The organism is uncultured Amaricoccus sp., assembly GCF_937891315.1.
Taxonomy (GTDB): domain Bacteria; phylum Pseudomonadota; class Alphaproteobacteria; order Rhodobacterales; family Rhodobacteraceae; genus Amaricoccus.
In genome coordinates, this window is sequence record NZ_CALAGI010000132.1 from 1 (window position 1) to 17,170 (window position 17,170).

The 17,170-nt window shown below is 68.0% G+C and carries 18 protein-coding genes and 1 tRNA gene; 11 read left to right on the forward strand and 8 right to left on the reverse strand.

Translation table 11 applies throughout. The features are described 5' to 3' along the window. Nucleotides 1–253 precede the first annotated feature (253 nt). Together msrQ and msrP are read right to left on the reverse strand one after the other, a co-directional pair. Complete coding sequence (gene msrQ, locus Q0480_RS12240) at nt 254–886, reverse strand: protein-methionine-sulfoxide reductase heme-binding subunit MsrQ (RefSeq protein WP_350460945.1); 633 nt, start codon at nt 884–886, stop codon at nt 254–256. Further along, nucleotides 886–1,815, reverse strand: coding sequence for a protein-methionine-sulfoxide reductase catalytic subunit MsrP (gene msrP, locus Q0480_RS12245; protein ID WP_299133322.1), 930 nt, complete (start codon nt 1,813–1,815; stop codon nt 886–888). The genes msrQ and msrP overlap by 1 nt, the downstream gene beginning before the upstream one ends. A gap of 266 nt (nt 1,816–2,081) precedes the next feature. Here msrP and Q0480_RS12250 point away from each other — a divergent pair, with 266 nt between their 5' ends. Further along, nucleotides 2,082–2,564 (forward strand): fasciclin domain-containing protein, encoded by a 483-nt coding sequence (locus Q0480_RS12250; protein WP_299133324.1) that lies wholly within the window; start codon nt 2,082–2,084, stop codon nt 2,562–2,564. On the opposite strand, the gene tam is transcribed toward Q0480_RS12250, so the two are convergent. The 4 genes from tam to Q0480_RS12270 form a co-directional block, all read right to left on the reverse strand. Then, nucleotides 2,545–3,330, reverse strand: a complete 786-nt coding sequence (tam, locus tag Q0480_RS12255) for a trans-aconitate 2-methyltransferase (RefSeq protein ID WP_299133326.1) — start codon at nt 3,328–3,330, stop codon at nt 2,545–2,547. The genes Q0480_RS12250 and tam overlap by 20 nt on opposite strands. Before the next feature lie 190 nt (nt 3,331–3,520). Next, complete coding sequence (clpB, locus tag Q0480_RS12260) at nt 3,521–6,124, reverse strand: ATP-dependent chaperone ClpB (RefSeq protein ID WP_299133327.1); 2,604 nt, start codon at nt 6,122–6,124, stop codon at nt 3,521–3,523. A gap of 143 nt (nt 6,125–6,267) precedes the next feature. Next, nucleotides 6,268–6,567 carry a CcdB family protein gene (locus Q0480_RS12265; RefSeq protein ID WP_299133330.1) on the reverse strand — a complete coding sequence of 100 codons (300 nt, stop codon included), beginning with the start codon at nt 6,565–6,567 and terminating at the stop codon, nt 6,268–6,270. Beyond that, entirely contained in the window at nt 6,564–6,818 is a 255-nt protein-coding gene (locus tag Q0480_RS12270; protein WP_299133333.1) for a hypothetical protein, read from the reverse strand. The genes Q0480_RS12265 and Q0480_RS12270 overlap by 4 nt, the downstream gene beginning before the upstream one ends. Before the next feature lie 183 nt (nt 6,819–7,001). Here Q0480_RS12270 and pyrF point away from each other — a divergent pair, with 183 nt between their 5' ends. Continuing rightward, nucleotides 7,002–7,688, forward strand: coding sequence for an orotidine-5'-phosphate decarboxylase (gene pyrF / locus Q0480_RS12275; RefSeq protein WP_299133336.1), 687 nt, complete (start codon nt 7,002–7,004; stop codon nt 7,686–7,688). A 39-nt stretch (nt 7,689–7,727) separates the two neighbouring features. Next, a complete protein-coding gene (locus Q0480_RS12280) occupies nt 7,728–8,990 on the forward strand; it encodes a DNA polymerase IV (RefSeq protein ID WP_299133338.1) in 1,263 nt (420 codons plus the stop codon). A gap of 274 nt (nt 8,991–9,264) precedes the next feature. Here Q0480_RS12280 and Q0480_RS12285 read toward each other — a convergent pair whose 3' ends face one another. After that, the gene (locus Q0480_RS12285; RefSeq protein WP_299133340.1) at nt 9,265–10,125 is read right to left on the reverse strand and encodes an N-formylglutamate amidohydrolase; all 861 of its coding nucleotides are present in this window, start codon (nt 10,123–10,125) and stop codon (nt 9,265–9,267) included. Between the two features lie 134 nt (nt 10,126–10,259). Here Q0480_RS12285 and Q0480_RS12290 point away from each other — a divergent pair. From Q0480_RS12290 to Q0480_RS12305, 4 genes are all read left to right on the forward strand, one after another. After that, nucleotides 10,260–10,334, forward strand: a tRNA-Val gene (locus Q0480_RS12290). An 88-nt stretch (nt 10,335–10,422) separates the two neighbouring features. Further along, a complete protein-coding gene (gene ykgO / locus Q0480_RS12295; RefSeq protein WP_184153418.1) occupies nt 10,423–10,548 on the forward strand; it encodes a type B 50S ribosomal protein L36 in 126 nt (41 codons plus the stop codon). Between the two features lie 240 nt (nt 10,549–10,788). Then, nucleotides 10,789–11,667, forward strand: a complete 879-nt coding sequence (locus Q0480_RS12300) for a transglutaminase family protein (protein WP_299133342.1) — start codon at nt 10,789–10,791, stop codon at nt 11,665–11,667. A 216-nt stretch (nt 11,668–11,883) separates the two neighbouring features. Continuing rightward, nucleotides 11,884–12,183 (forward strand): hypothetical protein, encoded by a 300-nt coding sequence (locus tag Q0480_RS12305; RefSeq protein WP_299133343.1) that lies wholly within the window; start codon nt 11,884–11,886, stop codon nt 12,181–12,183. Between the two features lie 69 nt (nt 12,184–12,252). On the opposite strand, the gene Q0480_RS12310 is transcribed toward Q0480_RS12305, so the two are convergent. After that, nucleotides 12,253–12,405, reverse strand: a complete 153-nt coding sequence (locus tag Q0480_RS12310; RefSeq protein WP_366940853.1) for an ATP-binding protein — start codon at nt 12,403–12,405, stop codon at nt 12,253–12,255. Nucleotides 12,406–12,725: 320 nt separating this feature from the next. Here Q0480_RS12310 and Q0480_RS12315 point away from each other — a divergent pair, with 320 nt between their 5' ends. From Q0480_RS12315 to Q0480_RS12330, 4 genes are read left to right on the forward strand one after another with little or no spacing between them, the layout of a single operon-like run. Beyond that, the gene (locus Q0480_RS12315) at nt 12,726–13,433 is read left to right on the forward strand and encodes a GntR family transcriptional regulator (protein ID WP_299133344.1); all 708 of its coding nucleotides are present in this window, start codon (nt 12,726–12,728) and stop codon (nt 13,431–13,433) included. Then, on the forward strand, nt 13,430–14,338 hold the full coding sequence (locus Q0480_RS12320; RefSeq protein WP_299133345.1) for a dihydrodipicolinate synthase family protein: 909 nt from the start codon (nt 13,430–13,432) through the stop codon (nt 14,336–14,338). The genes Q0480_RS12315 and Q0480_RS12320 overlap by 4 nt, the downstream gene beginning before the upstream one ends. Further along, nucleotides 14,335–15,834, forward strand: coding sequence for an aldehyde dehydrogenase (locus tag Q0480_RS12325; protein WP_299133346.1), 1,500 nt, complete (start codon nt 14,335–14,337; stop codon nt 15,832–15,834). Before Q0480_RS12320 ends, Q0480_RS12325 begins: the two co-directional genes overlap by 4 nt. Then, nucleotides 15,831–17,153, forward strand: a complete 1,323-nt coding sequence (locus tag Q0480_RS12330) for an FAD-binding oxidoreductase (RefSeq protein WP_299133347.1) — start codon at nt 15,831–15,833, stop codon at nt 17,151–17,153. Before Q0480_RS12325 ends, Q0480_RS12330 begins: the two co-directional genes overlap by 4 nt. The last annotated feature ends 17 nt before the right edge of the window (nt 17,154–17,170 follow it).

The window sequence follows — 17,170 nt, forward strand, 5'->3', positions numbered from 1 at the left end:
CGAAACCAAACCGCCCACATATCCCTTCATCAAATCATAATTTCAAAGAGCGATCCGAGACAAAACCAACCGACCGCGCCCAACCTTGAGCGCAACCAGCTGCCCGACCTCGAATTTTCTACCAGCGGCGGGCCGTTCAGATCGTCCTCGCCGCCGGTGGAGCGCTGTTTAGGGGCGCCGAGAGAGTCGCGCAAGCGGAAAATTCGCGTTTGTGACAGATTAATGTGGCGGCCGACAAAAGCCCCTCCCCGCCTCAGCCCGTCGCCGGTCGGACCCGCGTCCGGCCCCGGGCCTGGGCCCGCGCCCGGACGACGCGATAGCCGAGCAAGGCGGCCACCCCGGCGGCATAGGCCAGAGGCTCGAGCGGCCAGGCCTTGACCAGCCAGACGAAATGGAGCGCCGCCAGCGCCGTCGCCGGATAGGCGAGCCGGTGCAGCCGCCGCCAACGCGGACCGCCGAGCCGGCGCATCGCCCAGTTGTTCGAGGTGAGCGCGAGCGGGATCAGCATCAGGAACGCGGCCATGCCGACGATGACGTAGGGCCGCTTGGTCAAGTCACCGAGCACCTGCGTCCAGGCGAACCGCCGGTCGAGCACCAGCCAGACCGCGAGATGCAGCGCGGCGTAGTAGAAGGCCATCAGCCCCATCCAGCGCCGGAAGCGGAACAGGTTGATCCGTGTCAGCTCGCGCAGCGGCGTGACGCAGAGCGCCGCGATCAGGAGTTGCAGCGCCAGCAGCCCGTACTGATGCTCCAGTTCCCGCACCGGATCGGCGCCGAGCCGGTTCATCGCCCCGAGCCAGAGATACCAGGCCGCCGGCACGAAACCGAGGATATAGAGCGGCCAGACCGGGACGCGGCGCAGCGCGCCGTTCAGCGTCTCGACCATCAGTAGTTCTTCCGCAGGTCCATGCCGGCGTAGAGGCTCGCCACCTCGTCCCCATAGCCGTTGAACATCTCGGTATCGCGCGTGGCGAACAGGCCGCCGCCGATCACACGCTCGGTCGCCTGGCTCCAGCGCGGATGGTCGACCTCCGGATTCACGTTCGAATAGAAACCGTACTCGCTGCTCGCCTGCTGTTTCCAGGTGGTCGGCGGCTCGCCGGCGACCAGGGTGACCCGCACGATCGACTTGATGCCCTTGAAGCCGTATTTCCATGGCACCACGAGCCGGAGCGGCGCGCCGTTCTGGTTCGGCAGCGTCTCGCCATAGAGCCCGATCGCGAGGATCGTCAGCGGATGCATGGCCTCGTCGAGGCGCAGCCCCTCGACATAGGGCCAGTTCAGCGAGCCGAAGAGCGATCGCTGGCCGGGCATCTCTTCGGGGCGATAGAGCGTCTCGAAGGCGACGAACTTCGCCGCGCCCGTCGGATCGGCCCGGGCGATGACATCCGACAGCGGAAAGCCGACCCAGGGGATCACCATCGACCAGGCCTCGACACAGCGGTGGCGATAGATCCGCTCCTCGAGCCGCGCCGGCGAGACCAGATCCTCCAGCGCGTAGGTGCCGGGCCGGTTCACCTCGCCATCGATCACCACCGACCAGGGCGCGGTGGTGAGCTGGCCCGCGTATTTCGCCGGATCACCCTTGTCGAAGCCGAATTCGTAGAAGTTGTTGTAGCCGGTGATATATTCGAGCGGCGTCGGCGTGGCGTCGAGGGAATGGCGGCTCGGCGCCGTCGCCAGCTTCGCCGCCTCGGCGGCGCCCGGCATCATCCCGGCGGCGACGAGGCTGGCCAGAAGGGCGCGGCGGCTGAGATAGTCCGCCCGTGGCGTCACGTCGGAATGCTTGAGCTTGCTGGCGGCCTTGATCAACATCGTCTCTTCACTCCGCTTCCCGCCGACCGCGCGCGCCGCGTCGGTCCATGTCTGGTAACCTACGGCGCGAACCCGCGTTCAGTTACGCCGAGCGCCTCACATTTGCGTAACCGACCGCGTCCGGCGTCCGAACGCCTTCGCCCGGTGGTTGAAGGCGGCCCCGACGAGCGATAGGCTGCGCGGGGCCGAGGTTCCGTCTGGCGTCGGGCCGAGGCGGCGGAGACCGCCACGATCCACGACCAGGAAAATCACCGGAGGAAACGGGCATGACCGAGCCGAGGACGATGCGCGCGCGGACCGGTTTCGCGCCCCTTCTCCTCGCCGCGCTGCTCCTTGGCGGTTGCGGCGGCGGCGGCGAGGCGCCGAGCGGCGGCTCCGGCCCCGACGTACTCGCCGTCTCGCGGGCGAACGGGCTCGACGCCTTCGTCGCGGCCGTCGACACCGCCGGCATGACCGAGACGCTGTCCGGCCCCGGACCCTACACCGTCTTCGCGCCGACCGACCGCGCCATGGCGGGCAAACGGCCGCGCACCGAGGCGGAAGCCAGGGCGCTTGTCGCCGCGCTGGTGGTGCCGGGCACCTTCACCACGGACTTCCTTGGCGGTGTCGATCTGAATTACACCACCCTCGCCAACCGGCCGGTGAATATCGACGGCACGGACGGCCTGCGTTTTGGCGGCGTGCCCGTCACCCGCGCCGATCTCATCGCGGACAATGGCGTGGTGCATGTCATCGGCCAGCTGCCGTAGCCACGATGAAGAGACGCGGGAACGGCAGCAGCAGCGTGCCATCCGGTAGCGCCGGGTAGGCCTTCGCGACCCCGGCCCGATAGCGCGAGAGATAGTCTTCGCGCTCCGCCTCGGTCAGCGGCGCGAGAAACGGGCGCAGGCCGGTTTCCTTCACCCAGTCGACCACGGCCTCCGCCCCGGCCAGAACGTGGAAATAGGTGGTCCGCCAGATGTCGAGCCGGACCGCCCCCGGCCGCAGCAGCGCGTAGTACCAGTCCGCCGAATGGCGCGGGGCCCGGGCGCCCGCGGCGCCGGCGAGCTTCGCCGACCAAGGCCCGTCCGCCGCCACCTCGCGCATCAACCGATGCGAAGGCTCGTCGAGATTGTCCGGCATCTGGACCGCGAGCGCGCCGCCCGGCGCCACGAGCGCGAGCAGGCGCGGAAACAGCGTCTGGTGATCGGGAAGCCATTGCAGCACGGCGTTCGCAAGGATGAGATCAAGGGAGCCGGCCTCCGCCGAATTTGCCCAGTCCGCGACTTCCGCCAGCTGGAAATCCACGCCGGGCAAGCGCGACCGCGCGGCGGCGATCATGTCGGGCGAATTGTCGAGGCCGGTGACCTCGGCGTCCGGAAAACGGGCGAGCAGAGCCTCGGTCGAATTGCCGGGCCCGCAGCCGATATCGACGGCGCGCCGAACCGGGTCGGGCACGGCCGCCAGCAGGTCGCGCGATGGCCGCGTCCGCTCCGCCGCGAACCGCATGTAGCGCACCGCCGACCAGTCGGTCATCCCCCGCCTCGCGTTTCGACGCCGTCGTGGCGACGACGTCCGCCGACGAATGTCTATTGAAGTGACCCACCCTGTCCACCGCCAAAGACCATCCGCCCGGCGGCGGCGGGCGCCAGCCCAACGTGAGGCGTGACCGGAAGCACAGTCGCGGGACGCCCGCCTTCGGCGCGACGTATCCCGGCGGCTTCGGTCAGTGGATCATCGCCGCCGGCTTGGCCCTGGTCGCTGCGTCGCCGAAGACGAGACCCTCGGCATCCGCCCCGACGCGGACGGTGACACCGTCGAGCACCTTGCCGGACAACAGCTGCTCGGCCAGCGGATCCTGCAGCGCCTTCTGGATCACCCGCTTCAGTGGCCGCGCGCCATAGACCGGATCGTAGCCGCGGCTCGCCAGCCAGGTCCGCGCCGCCGCGTCCACCTCGAGCGTGATGTTGCGCGTCGCCAGCCGCTTGCCGAGAATCGCGACCTGGATATCGACGATGCCGTCCATATTGCCCCGGGTCAGCCGGTCGAAGAGCACGATCTCGTCGAGCCGGTTCAGGAATTCGGGGCGGAAATGCGCCCGGACCGCCGCCATCACCTGGTCCCGCGCGCCTTCGGCCGGCATGCCTTCCGGCAGGGTTGACAGCGCCTGCGACCCGAGGTTCGAGGTCAGGATGATGAGGGTGTTCTTGAAGTCCACCACGCGCCCCTGCCCGTCGGTCAGCCGCCCGTCGTCGAGCACCTGCAGGAGCACGTTGAAGACGTCCGGATGCGCCTTCTCGACCTCGTCGAACAGGATCACCTGATAGGGCCGCCGCCGTACCGCTTCGGTCAGCACGCCCCCCTCGTCATATCCGACATAGCCCGGAGGCGCGCCGATCAGCCGCGCGACGCTGTGCTTCTCCATGAATTCGCTCATGTCGATGCGCACCATCGCCTGATCGTCGTCGAACAGGAACGAGGCCAGCGCCTTGGTCAGCTCGGTCTTGCCGACGCCGGTCGGCCCCAGGAACAGGAAGCTCCCCAGCGGCCGGTTCGGGTCGTTCAGCCCCGCCCGCGCCCGGCGCACGGCGTTCGATACCGCCTCGACCGCCTCGCGCTGGCCGATCACCCGGCGACCGATCTCCTCCTCCATCCGCAGCAGCTTGTCGCGCTCGCCCTCCAGCATCCGGTCCATCGGAATGCCGGTCCAGCGCTCGACCACGCTCGCGATCTGCTCCGGCGTCACCGCCTCCTCGACCATCGCCTCGCCGCCGCGCGCCTCGGCCTCGGCCAGCTCCCGCTCCATCTGCGGTATCACGCCATAGGCGAGCCGACCGGCCTCGGCGAGATTGCCGACGCGCTTGGCGTTCTCCAGTTCGTTGCGCGCGGCGTCGAGCCGTTCCTTGATCTCGGCGGCGCCCTTCATCTTGTCGCGCTCGGCCTGCCACTGGGCGGTCATCTCCGCCGAGCGGTCCTGCAGATCCGATAGCTCGACTACCAGCTTGCGCAGCCGGTCCTGGCTCGCCGTGTCCTTCTCGAGCTTCAGCGCCTCGGCCTCGATCTGCTTCTGCAGGATCTCGCGATCAAGCGCGTCCAGCTCCTCGGGCTTGCTGTCCACCTCCATGCGCAGCCGACTGGAGGCCTCGTCCATCAGGTCGATCGCCTTGTCGGGCAGGAACCGGTCGGCGATGTAGCGATGGCTGAGCGTCGCCGCGGCGACCAGCGCGCTGTCGGTGATCCGCACGCCGTGATGGACCTCGTACTTCTCCTTGATGCCGCGCAGGATCGAGATCGTGTCCTCGACGCTCGGCTCGCTGACGAAGACCGGCTGGAACCGCCGGGCCAGCGCCGCGTCCTTCTCCACATACTTGCGATATTCGTCGAGCGTGGTCGCGCCCACGCAATGCAGCTCGCCCCGCGCCAGCGCCGGCTTCAGCAGGTTCGAGGCATCCATCGCCCCGTCCGCCTTGCCCGCGCCGACCAGCGTATGCATCTCGTCGATGAAAAGGATGATTTCGCCCGCCGCGGCCTGCACCTCGGTCAGCACCGACTTCAGCCGCTCCTCGAACTCGCCGCGATATTTCGCGCCGGCGATCAGGGCCCCCATGTCGAGCGCCAGCAGCTTCTTGTCCTGCAGGCTCTCCGGCACGTCGCCATTGACGATGCGCAGCGCGAGGCCCTCGGCGATCGCCGTCTTGCCGACGCCCGGCTCGCCGATCAGCACCGGATTGTTCTTGGTCCGCCGGCTCAGCACCTGCATGGCGCGCCGGATCTCCTCGTCGCGGCCGATGATGGGATCGATCTTGCCGTCGCGCGCGGCTTCCGTCAGGTCGCGCGCGTATTTGCGCAGCGCGTCATAGCCCTGCTCGGCCGTGGCGCTGTCCGCCGTGCGCCCCTTGCGCACATCGTTGATCGCGGTGTTCAGCCCGTTCGGCGTCACCCCCCCGGCCTTCAGCGCGTCGTTCGCCGCCGATTTCACGATGGCGAGCGCGGTCAGCATGCGCTCCACCGTGACGAAGCTGTCCTTCGCCTGGGTCGCGAGCTTCTCCGCCTCGGCCAGCACCTTGCCGGTCTGCGTATCTATATAGAGCTGCCCGTCGCCGCCCTCGACCTTCGGCAGCTTGTTGACCGCCGCCTCGTTCGCCGCCCGCACCATGGCGGGATCGCCACCGGCCGCCTTGATCAGATTGCCCGCCAGCCCCTGGTCATCGTCGAGCAGCGCCTTCAGCAGATGCTCCGGCATGAAGCGCTGATTGCCCTCGCGCATCGCGATCGTCTGCGCGGCCTGGACAAACCCGCGGGCGCGTTCCGAGAATTTCTCGAAGTTCATATGTGTTTCCCTCTCCGGCATCCCCCGGGGGACGCCCGCTATGCGGCGCATCCGGTGGGGGATCTGTTGTGGACTAGGTAGGGAGGGAGGGCGCGGGGGACAAGGAGGGACAAGCGGGTGGGCGTTCGCACCCACCACCCCTTTCAGAACCCCACCACCAACAAATCCACCGCCTGCACGATCTCGTCCCGCATTGCGCCCGCGCTCCCGACAGCCGACCCAAGTTCCCCCGCCGGAAGCGCCACCATCTGCGTCATCAGGACCAGATGCGGCGCGCCCTCCATCTCGAACTCCACATGCAGGCGCGGCACCGGCGTGCCCCATGCGCTTCTCGGCACCACCGGCGCGCAGAGGACATATGGCGTCGCCAAGCCAAGATCGGTCTGCACCCGGCATACCAGCTCGTCCCCAGCTCGGAGCCGATGGATCGTGAACTGGCTCACACTCCGGCCCGCGCGCGCCGAAAGCGCGCCAGCGACGGCCCATTCGCCGAGAGATGCTCCGCTTCGAACGCCAGCCCTTCCGACGCCTCCGCCACCCAAGCCGCCCGCGCCCGCTCGACCTGAGCTTTCGCGATCCCTTGATCGATGAGCCGCCGCGCAAGCTCGGAGACGGAAAGCCCCCGCGCTTTCGCCTCTTCGGCCAATGCGATCTTCCGTTCCTCACCGAAATCGCGAATGTTCAGGGCAACCATGCGACACCTCCATGTAGCCAGATTGCTACACGGCAGGGCACTCCGCAAGCGGCGAGGTAGGGCGGACCTCGGTCCGCCATTCGTCGCATGACCGGGGCGTCGAGGCGGACCAATGTCCGCGCGACTTGACTCCCCCTCCCCCGCCGCGCATTCCCCGCTCCGACCCCAACCCCGGAGCCGCCCATGCCCGACGACCGCCTCATAGTCGGCCTCGACCTGCCGCACGCCCCCGCCGCCCTCGACCTCGTCGAAAGGCTCGGCGCCTCCGTCGGGTTCTACAAGATCGGCCTCGGGATGCTCACCACCGGGGGCCTCGCGGCGGCGAACGAGATCAAGGGCATGGGCAAGCGCGTGTTCCTCGACATGAAGCTCTTCGACATCCCGGCGACGATCGAGGCGGCGACCCGCGGCCTCGCCGCCTTCGGGCTCGATTTCCTGACCGTGCATGGCGACCCGCATGTGGTGCGCGCCGCCGTCGCCGGCCGGGGGAAGTCGCAGACGAAGATCCTCGCCGTCACCATCCTGACCTCGCTCGACCGCGCGGATCTCGACGAGGCGCTGATCGCCCCCGGCGCCATCGCCGATCTGGTCAGCGAACGCGCCCGCCGCGCCTTCCTCGCCGGGGCGGATGGCGTCATCGCCTCGCCGCGCGAGGCGGCGGCGATCCGCGCCCTGCCGGAGGCGGCGGGCAAGTTGATCGTCACCCCCGGCGTGCGGCCCGCGGGCGGCGCCCCCGGCGACCAGAAGCGCGTCGCGACCCCGGCCGATGCCATCGCCGCCGGCGCCGATCACATCGTCGTCGGCCGCCCGATCTGGGCGGCGGCCGATCCCGCCGCCGCCGCCGCCGCCATCCTCGCCGCCCTGCCCTGACCCGTGCGCGGGGCGCGCGCCTCTGCTAGGCTCGCGCCCATGTGCCCCGCCGCCCTCTGCCGCGACTGCCTCGCCGCCTTCGACGGCGCCGGTCAACGCTGTCCGACCTGCCGCTCGCCGCGAACGATCGCCCATGCCGAGCTCGACAGCCTCGCCATCGCGCATCTCGATTGCGACGCCTTCTACGCCTCGGTGGAGAAGCGCGACGACCCCGCCCTCGCCGACCGGCCGGTGATCATCGGCGGCGGCAAGCGCGGCGTGGTCTCGACCGCCTGCTACATCGCCCGGCTCAGCGGCGTGAAATCCGCCATGCCGATGTTCAAGGCGCTGCGCCTCTGCCCGGAGGCCGTGGTGGTGCGCCCGCGCATGGAGCATTACGTCGCCGTCAGCCGCCAGATCCGCGCGATGATGCTGGAGCTGACGCCGCTGGTCGAGCCGCTGTCGCTCGACGAGGCCTTCCTCGACCTCTCCGGCACCGAGCGGCTGCATGGCGCCACGCCCGCCGGCGTCCTCGCGCGGGTGCAGGCGCGGATCGAGCGCGAGCTCGGGCTCACGGTCTCGATCGGCCTGTCGCACAACAAGTTCCTCGCCAAGATCGCCTCGGAGCGGGACAAGCCCCGGGGCTTCTGCCTGATCGGCCGGGCCGAGACGGCGGCGTTCCTCGCGGCGCAGCCCGCGCGGCTGATCTGGGGCGTCGGCGCCGCGGCGGCGGCAAGCCTGGAAGCCGAAGGCCTCCGCACCCTGGGCGATATTCGCGCCCGCGACCGCGCGCAGCTGATCCGCCGCTTCGGCGCCCAGGGCGACCGGCTCTGGCGCCTCGCCCAGGGCGAGGACGCGCGCCCCGTCAGCCCGGACCGCGCGATGAAGTCGATCAGCCACGAAACCACCTTCGACGAGGATATCGGCGACCCGGTCGCACTGCGGCGCCAGCTCTGGGCGCTCTGCGAACAGCTCTCGGCGCGCGCCAAGGCCAGGGATCTCGGCGGCTCGGTGGTGACACTGAAGCTCCGCCGCGCCGATTTCCGCCTCCTGAGCCGGCGCCAGACCCTCGACGCGCCAACCCAGATGGCGGATCGGCTATACCGCACCGCACGCCCGATGCTCGATCGAGACGTACATTCAGGCCCCTTTCGATTGATCGGAATCGGCCTGCAAAATCTCAGCGCGAGTGAATCAGCCGATCCCGGGGACGATCTCCTGGATGCCGCGGCGCAAAAACGCCTCGCGGCCGAGCGGGCGACCGACCGCATTCGGGCTCGATTTGGCCCAAAATCCATTCGATTGGGCCGATCCCTGCCGTGAGGCCGCCGCGGCCAGGTTCGTTTCGAACATTTTTTGAGCATTTGCCCGCCGGGAACGAAAATTCTCGACCGAAATGCGACTCACCCATTGACTATGCTGCGGCGCGGCATAAAGTTAGACCCGTGATGCGTTGCATCATACACGCCCTACGGGCGTTTCCTCCCTAAACTTGGGCCGTGCCGTGTGCACGGCCTCTTTTTTTGGCGAGTGCGCCGCGGCGCAAGGCCGGACTCCTCGCGACCCGAGAGCGAGCGAGAACCCGTCCCCCTGCCCGTTACTCCGCGGCGACCTGCCGCGCGGCGGGACCAAGCGCCGCGAGACTGGCGATGGCCTCCGTGATCTTCGCCCGCACCTCCTCGAAATCGGGACCGCGGGTGACGCGCGTCTCGTCCATGTAGATGCCGCGGTCGATCTCGATCTGCAGGGCCTGCGTCCCCTGGGTCGGCCGGCCGTAGGTCTGGGTGATGTAGCCGCCGGCGAAAGGCGCGTTGCGCGCCACGACGAAGCCGGCGGCGGTGAAGATCTCGGTCGCGGCATCGACCAGCCAGCGGTCGCAGGCCGCGCCGAACCGGTCGCCGAGCACGATGTTCGGCCGCCGCCCCCACGGCCCGCCCGTCGAGATCAACGCATCGCGCGGCATCGAATGGCAGTCGAAGAGAATCGCCATGCCGAAGGCGGCGCGGCTCTCGGCGATCAGCGCGCGCAGCCGCTCGTGATAGGGATACCAATACTGGTTCAACCGCCGCTGCGCCTCGGCCAGGGGCAGCTTGCCCTGCATGATCGGCCGGCCCTCGGCCACCACCCGCGGAATCACCCCGAGCCCCGCCGCGATTCGCGGATTGAGAAAGCGCCGCGACGCACCGGAGATCAGCGCCGGGTCGAGATCGTCCGGCGCCCGATTGAGGTCGACGCAGGCGCGGGGCACATTGGCGGCGAGCAGCGGCGCCCCCCGCCGCGGCGCGGCCAGAAAGAGCTCGTCCACGAAGGCGTCCTCGGAGGACCGGATCTGCGCCGGAACCAGCAGCGTGACCCCCCGGAAGGCGCCGGCGTAGTCCGCCCCGCTGTGCGGCGAATTGAAGATGGCGCACGACCCGCGTGTCTCGGGCGGATAGAGTTGGAAAACCGGATCGACCATTCCTGTCCTCGGCGGAGGTTCACCCCCCTTATACAGATGCGCGCGTGGCGTGGGGGAAATCTCTTGAACCCCGCCGCGGCTTCCCTTATGGACACCGGCACGAAGCGGGTGCCTCCCGGGCACCGGCTTTTCAAGGGCGTATAGCTCAGCGGGAGAGCACTTCGTTGACATCGAAGGGGTCACAGGTTCAATCCCTGTTACGCCCACCATTTCCCCCGAACGGGGCCGGCTCCGGACGGGGCGATTGAAACCAGGCGCGGGATCCGCTCCGCGCGCCGCGAGACAAGGAGAGAGGCCATGAAGGTCGTGAATTCGCTTCGCTCCCTCAAGCTGCGCCACCGCGACTGCCGCGTGGTGCGCCGCAAGGGGCGCGTCTATGTGATCAACAAGACCCAGCGCCGGTTCAAGGCCCGCCAGGGCTGAACCCCCGACGCCATACCGACGCTTCGAACACCGCGCCCTTTCGGCGCGGTTTTCATTTCCGGGATCCATATTTGCACGGCTCGCTTCGCCGCAAGCCATTTTAGCCGCTCGCCACCCCCTCTCGCGGAACCAAAGCTCGCTCCGCCCGTTTCCGCCCTAGCGCGAAGGCACCGACAAAACTGGCGTCGGGGCACCCGCGGAGCGACAACATACCGATAGGTTCGAGAAGGAGGAGCGCCCGTGCTCATTCGTGCCGGTTTCGAAATCAGCGTTCAGATCGACGCGAAGGTGCCGATGCTTTGTGCCCTGTCACCACGGCCCGACATCATCACTCCGGTGCTGGGCGACGGGGCGGTCCATACGCCGTCCGGGGCGCTGATCGACAGCTATATCGACAGTTTCGGCAACAAGGTTACCCGTGTCGATGCGCCGGCGGGGATGATGACGCTGGTCTCGGACTTCGTCGTCCGCGATCTCGGAAATCCGGATGTGGTGGTTCCCGACGCACGGCAGCATCCCATCGCCGAGTTGCCGGACGATGTGCTGCGCTTTCTCGTGGCGAGCCGGTTTTGTGAATCGGATCTGCTTTCCGGCGAAGCCTGGTCCCGTTTCGGTCATATCGAGGGCGGCTGGGCACGCGCGCAGGCGATCTGCGATTTCGTCCATGGTCACATCACCTTCGGCTACGGCTATGGTCGGCCGACCAAGTCCGCGCTCGACGCCTTCCGCGAAGGCAACGGAGTCTGTCGCGACTTCGCCCATCTCTCGATCGCGCTCTGCCGTGCGATGAACATCCCAGCGCGCTATGCCAGCGGCTATCTCGGCGATATCGGCATCGCGCCGCTGCCGGACCCGATGGATTTCTGCGCCTGGTTCGAGGTCTATCTCGGCGACCGGTGGTATACCTTCGATGCGCGCTACAATACTCCGCGTATCGGCCGCGTCCTGATGGTGCGGGGACTCGACGCCGCCGACGTCTCGATGATCACCACCTACGGACGGCATCGGCTCCGGAAGTTCGAAGTCTGGTGCGCGGAATTGCCCGCGACGCAGAAGCTGTCGGAGATCAATCTGCGGACACCCGCGACCCTCGAGGAGCCGAGTTCCGCCGCCGCCTGAGGGGGCGTGTAGACCACCAATACAATCGGACGGAGCTTCGACGCGAAGCCCCGCCCGTGGTCAATTCCAGGTCCGCGCCTTTGCCTCGAAATCCTCGGTCTGGGCGCGGATGACACGGAAGCGCTGGCCCGTCGGCGCGTTCATCACCACTCGCGTCCTGATTTCACCGACGTCGCGAAGGCGACGCTGAAGCAGCGCTGGGGGACGCTGCGGCGCGTGCTGTCGAGCCGCGGCCGCCTCGAGAAGATCTGCACCGACATCATCTTCGACATGTCGATCCGGCCGCGGCTGGCCTCCGGCAGGGGCAACGCCATGCTGGTCGCGGGCTCGATCCCGGAAGCCTGTCGGCTGTTCGAGTTCTTCCGGAACTCCGGCACGCCGATCGCCGACAAGTGCGCGATCGTCACCTCCTACAAGCGCGCCGCTGCCGGGATCACCGGCGAAGAGACCGGCAACCCGCCGTTCCATGCACTCCTGCCCATCACCCGCCCATCGTCTCCCGACCAAAGCGCCTGAATCGCATGGCTGGAGAGCGGCCTCCCGTCAAATCCGCACGGAAATTCAGTCCGACTCAGCTTTCCACGCCTATCCACACTCGACGGCGGCGCGGCGGCGGTAGTTCTCGATGTTGAGCTCGAGGGTGGTGGCGCGGTGGACGAGGTGGGCGACGGCGGCGAGGGTCATGGCGGGGTCGGGGAAGATGCGGTTCCATTCGCCGAAGGGCTGGTTCGCGGTGATGAGGGTGGAGCGGCGCTCGTGAGCCGGGCGCTGATCCGCTCGAAGAGGACGCTGGTCTCGGCCTGGTCCCCGGTGACGTAGGCGAGGTCGTCGAGGATCAGCGTGTGGTACTTGTCGAGCCTGGCGATGGCGGCCTCGAGGGCGACTTCGATCCCGGACGTCTCGGCCTGATTGATGTCGTCACGTCAATGGCTGCCACGGGCTGATTGCATCCACGATGAATACGTGACGGATACATTACGATTGACATATGGTATCCCGTATCGGATGCAGAGCCTGCGAGTGGTATTGAGCCCGGCATCGGCTGAGGGAGCTTTCACGTGAAAATCGGAAAAGACGGTCTTTACGAGGACTTGAAGCGGCGGATCCTGACGATGGAGCTCGATCCCGATACCGACCTGGATGAGGCCGGCCTGTGCGAGCAATACGGGTTGTCCCGCACTCCGGTGCGCGAAACCTTCCGTCGGCTCGCGGGGGAAGGCTACGTCGAGATCCGGGAGAACCGGGGCACGCGCGTGTCGCCGATGAGCCATGCGTCGCTTCGTCAGTTCTTCCTCGTCGCGCCGATGGTCTACGCGGCGATCGGGCGGCTGGCCGTGCAGAACTTCAAGCCGAGACAGCTCGGCGAGCTTGGGGAAACGCAGGAGCGTTTCCGCGCGGCCACCGAAGCGCGCGACCCGATGGCGATGGTGATCGAGAACAACCGCTTCCACGAGATCATCGGGGAGATGTCGTGGAACGCCTACCTGCGGCCGAGCCTCGGACGGTTGCTGATCGACCATGCGCGGATCGGACACACGTTCTTCCGCCCACGCGACGCCGAGATGGAGCGCCGGCTTCGGCTGTCGGTCGAGCATCATGACGGATTCATCACTGCTATCGCCGGACACGACGAGGAGACGGTGGTCGATCTCGTCTTCGACCACTGGGAGCTTTCCCGGGAGAACATGGAGCTGTTCGTCGCTCCGCAGGGATTGAAAGCCGACGCCCTCGTCGAGGCCGGCCGCGGATCGGAGAGGACGTCGTGAAATTCGAAGGGATCTACACGCCGGCGATCACGCCGCACGGCATCGACGGGACAATCGACAAGACCGCCTTCGCCGAGGTGCTGGAGTCGCTGATCGCGGCCGGCGTGCATGGCATCATCGTCGGCGGCTCGACGGGCGAATACTACGCGCACACGATGGCGGAGCGCATCGAGAGCTTCACCTTCGCCAGGGAGGTCATCGGCGCGCGGCTTCCTCTGATCGTCGGTACCGGCGCGATCCGTACCGAAGACGCCGTCAGCTATGCGAAGGCCGCGAAGGCGATCAAGGCGGATGCGATCCTCGTCACCTCGCCGCCCTACGCGGTGCCGACGGAGCGTGAGAACGCGGTTCACGCGCTGACGATCGATCGCGCCGCCGGCCTGCCGATCATGCTCTACAACTATCCCGGCCGAATGGGCATCGGCATGGGCGAGGAGTATTTCGCCCGTGTCGGCCGTTCGAAGAACGTCGTCGCGATCAAGGAAAGCTCGGGCGATCCCAATCAGCTGCATCTCCTGGCACGCAGGTTCCCGAACATCGCGCTGAGCTGCGGCTGGGACGATCAGGCCCTGGAGTTCTTCGCCTGGGGCGCGCGGAGCTGGGTCTGCGCGGGATCGAACTTCATCCCCGCCGAGCATATCGCGCTCTACCAAGCCTGCGTCGTCGAGGGGAACTTCGACAAGGGCCGTCGCATCATGACGGCGATGCTGCCGCTGATGAACTTCCTCGACGGTGGCAAGTTCGTGCAGTCGATCAAATACGGCTGCGAGATGAACGGCCTGAAAGCCGGTACCCTGCGCGCGCCGCTGCGCGGGCTCAATCAGGACGAGAAGCGCGAACTCGAAACCGTGGTCAGGACTCTGAAGCGCACCGTTGCCCAGATCGTTTCCGGAGCGAACCAATGACCGACCTCCTGACCACCGAGGAATACAAGGCCATCGCCGCGGGCCTCGACCTCTCCGGCAACGCCTTCATCGACGGGGCGTTTCGCCCGGCGGCTTCGGGCAAGACCATTCCGACGGTGAACCCCGCGACGGGCGAGACGCTGGCGCAACTCGCCGCCTGCGACGCGGCGGATGTCGATTTGGCCGTCGCAAGGGCGAAGGACGCCTTCGACGATGGCCGCTGGCGCAAGCTGGCGCCCGCCGGGCGCAAGGAGACTCTGCTCCGGCTTGCGCGGCTGATGGAACGCAACCTGCATGAGCTGGCCGTGCTGGAGAGCCTCGACAGCGGCAAGCCGGTCGGGGAATGCGCGACCGTGGACGTGCCCGACACGATCCACACCATCCGCTGGCACGCCGAGCTGATCGACAAGATCTATGATTCGACCGCGCCGGTTGCGACGAACGCGCTGGCGCTGGTCATCCGCGAGCCCATCGGCGTCGTCGGCCTCGTGCTGCCCTGGAACTTCCCGTTGCTCATGCTGGCCTGGAAGATCGGCCCGGCGCTCGCCGCCGGCTGCTCGGTGGTGGTGAAGCCGGCCGAGCAGACCTCGCTCAGTACGCTCAGGGTCGCGGAGCTCGCGGCAGAGGCGGGGGTGCCGGCGGGTGTCTTCAATGTCGTCACCGGCACCGGCAAGGACGCGGGCGAGCCGCTCGGATTGCACATGGACGTCGATATGGTGAGCTTCACCGGCTCCACCGCGACCGGCCGGCGCTTCCTGCGCTATGCCGCGGACTCAAATCTCAAGCGCGTCGTGCTCGAATGCGGCGGGAAGAATCCGGCGGTGGTCCTTGAGGACGCGGAGGATCTTGATCTCGTCGCGAGCCATGTCGTGAATGGCGCCTTCTGGAACATGGGCGAGAACTGCTCGGCGACCTCGCGGCTCATCGTGCAGGCGAGCGTCAAGGACGCGCTCCTCGACCGGATCGTGGCGCACATGCGGGAGTGGCGGATGGGTGATCCCCTCGATCCGGCGAACCGGGTCGGGGCGCTGGTGAGCAAGGATCACTACGAGAAGGTGACCTCCTACCTCGAGGGCGCCAGGGTGGCGGTCGGAAGCGGGACCGAAGGCGGCATCTTTGTCGAGCCGACGGTGCTCGACGGCGTCACCCCGGAGGATCGGGTGTTTCGCGAGGAGATCTTCGGCCCGGTGCTGGCCGTCACCACCTTTGAGACGCTGGCCGAGGCGGTGGTGCTTGCCAACGACACGCCCTACGGGCTGGCCGCTTCGGTCTACACCGGGAGCCTCAGGAACGCGATCCGGCTTTCACGGGAGATCCGGGCGGGTGTCGTCACGGTAAACTGCTTCGGCGAAGGCGACGTGACCACGCCCTTCGGTGGCTACAAGGAATCGGGTTTCGGCGGCCGGGACAAGTCGATCTTCGCCCACGACCAGTATACCGAGCTGAAGACGATCTGGATCGACGTGTCCGACCGCCCGGACGAGTTTGTCGGGTGACACGGGTTCCGTCCCTGCCCGCCGACACCGGACGCTCGGGGTGGGAGGCGCTGTCGCACCGCCCGTCCCCGGCGCGGAGCCTCGACGCGGCGACGACGGCCGATTGGCTTGTCATCGGGGCGGGGTTCGCAGGGTTGTCGGCGGCCCGGCGGCTGACGCAGCTGGCGCCTGGCGCGCGGATCGTCGTGCTCGATGCGCGCGAACTGGCGCAGGGGCCGGCGGGGCGCAACTCCGGCTTCATGATCGATGTGCCGCACCACCTCGCGTCGAGCGAGTATTCGTCGGACGACTTGCACGGCACTCGGCTCGAGATGGCGCAGAACCGGCTCGCAATCGCTTTCGCGAAGGAGGCGGCGGCCGAGTACGGAATGCCGCGCGAGACCTTCGATCCGTGCGGCAAGATCAATGCCGCCGCCACCGGGCGCGGCCTGCGGCGCAATGACGACTTCGCCGCCTCGCTCGCCGCGATCGGCGAGCCGCTCAGCCGCGTCGACGCCGCCGAGATGCGGGCGATCACCGGCAGCGACTATTACCTCGGCGGCCTGTTCACCCCGGGAGCGGTGCAGATCCAACCGGCCGACTATATCCGCTCTTTCGCCGCCGGCCTCGGCCCGAAGATCGATCTCCACGAGAATTCCCCGGTCGTCGGACTGTCGCGGAACGGCGGCGCCTGGGTCGCCCGGACGCCGAAGGGGAGCGTCACGGCGCCGAAGGTCATTCTTGGCGTGAACGGCCTCGCGCAGGATTTCGGCTTCTTTCGGGGCCGGCTGATGCACGTCTTCACCTATGCTTCGATGACCGCGCCCTTCGCGAGCGGTGCCGGTCGCGACCGCTGGGGCATCCTGCCCGCCGACGCCATGGGGGCGACGCTGCGCAAGATCAGCGGACCCAACGGGGCGCGGGTGGTGATCCGCACCCGCTACAGCTACGACCCGTCGAAACAGATTTCGGAGCGCAAGCTCGCCGCGATGGTGCGGGACCACCGCCGCTCGCTCGATGCGCGCTACTCCGATCTCGCCGGCCTGCCCTTCGAATACAGCTGGGCCGGGCGCCTGTGCCTCAGCCTCAATCACGTCCCCGCCTTCGGCGAGGTGGACGAGAACCTCTACTCAGCCTGCTGCTGCAATGGCCTTGGCACGGTCAAGAGCACGCTGGCGGGGATGATGGCGGCCGCCCTCGCGACTGGAACCCGGTCCGGGGATCTCGACGCATATCAGGATCAACCAAAGCCGCGCCGCCTCCCACCGGAGCCGGTCGCGACCATCGGCGCCCGCGCGGTGATCCGCTGGCAGGAGGCGCGGGCCGGCCGGGAAGGCTGAAGCGTCCGAAGGACGGA

Bases quoted from the DNA above. Each gene is read 5' to 3' on its own strand.
- Q0480_RS12250 (WP_299133324.1), top strand. From the start codon at position 2,082: ATGACCGAGCCGAGGACGATGCGCGCGCGGACCGGTTTCGCGCCCCTT.
- tam (WP_299133326.1), bottom strand. From the start codon at position 3,330: ATGACCGACTGGTCGGCGGTGCGCTACATGCGGTTCGCGGCGGAGCGG.
- msrQ (WP_350460945.1), bottom strand. From the start codon at position 886: ATGGTCGAGACGCTGAACGGCGCGCTGCGCCGCGTCCCGGTCTGGCCG.
- Q0480_RS12280 (WP_299133338.1), top strand. From the start codon at position 7,728: ATGTGCCCCGCCGCCCTCTGCCGCGACTGCCTCGCCGCCTTCGACGGC.
- Q0480_RS12325 (WP_299133346.1), top strand. From the start codon at position 14,335: ATGACCGACCTCCTGACCACCGAGGAATACAAGGCCATCGCCGCGGGC.
- Q0480_RS12270 (WP_299133333.1), bottom strand. From the start codon at position 6,818: ATGGTTGCCCTGAACATTCGCGATTTCGGTGAGGAACGGAAGATCGCA.
- pyrF (WP_299133336.1), top strand. From the start codon at position 7,002: ATGCCCGACGACCGCCTCATAGTCGGCCTCGACCTGCCGCACGCCCCC.
- clpB (WP_299133327.1), bottom strand. From the start codon at position 6,124: ATGAACTTCGAGAAATTCTCGGAACGCGCCCGCGGGTTTGTCCAGGCC.
- Q0480_RS12285 (WP_299133340.1), bottom strand. From the start codon at position 10,125: ATGGTCGATCCGGTTTTCCAACTCTATCCGCCCGAGACACGCGGGTCG.
- msrP (WP_299133322.1), bottom strand. From the start codon at position 1,815: ATGTTGATCAAGGCCGCCAGCAAGCTCAAGCATTCCGACGTGACGCCA.
- ykgO (WP_184153418.1), top strand. From the start codon at position 10,423: ATGAAGGTCGTGAATTCGCTTCGCTCCCTCAAGCTGCGCCACCGCGAC.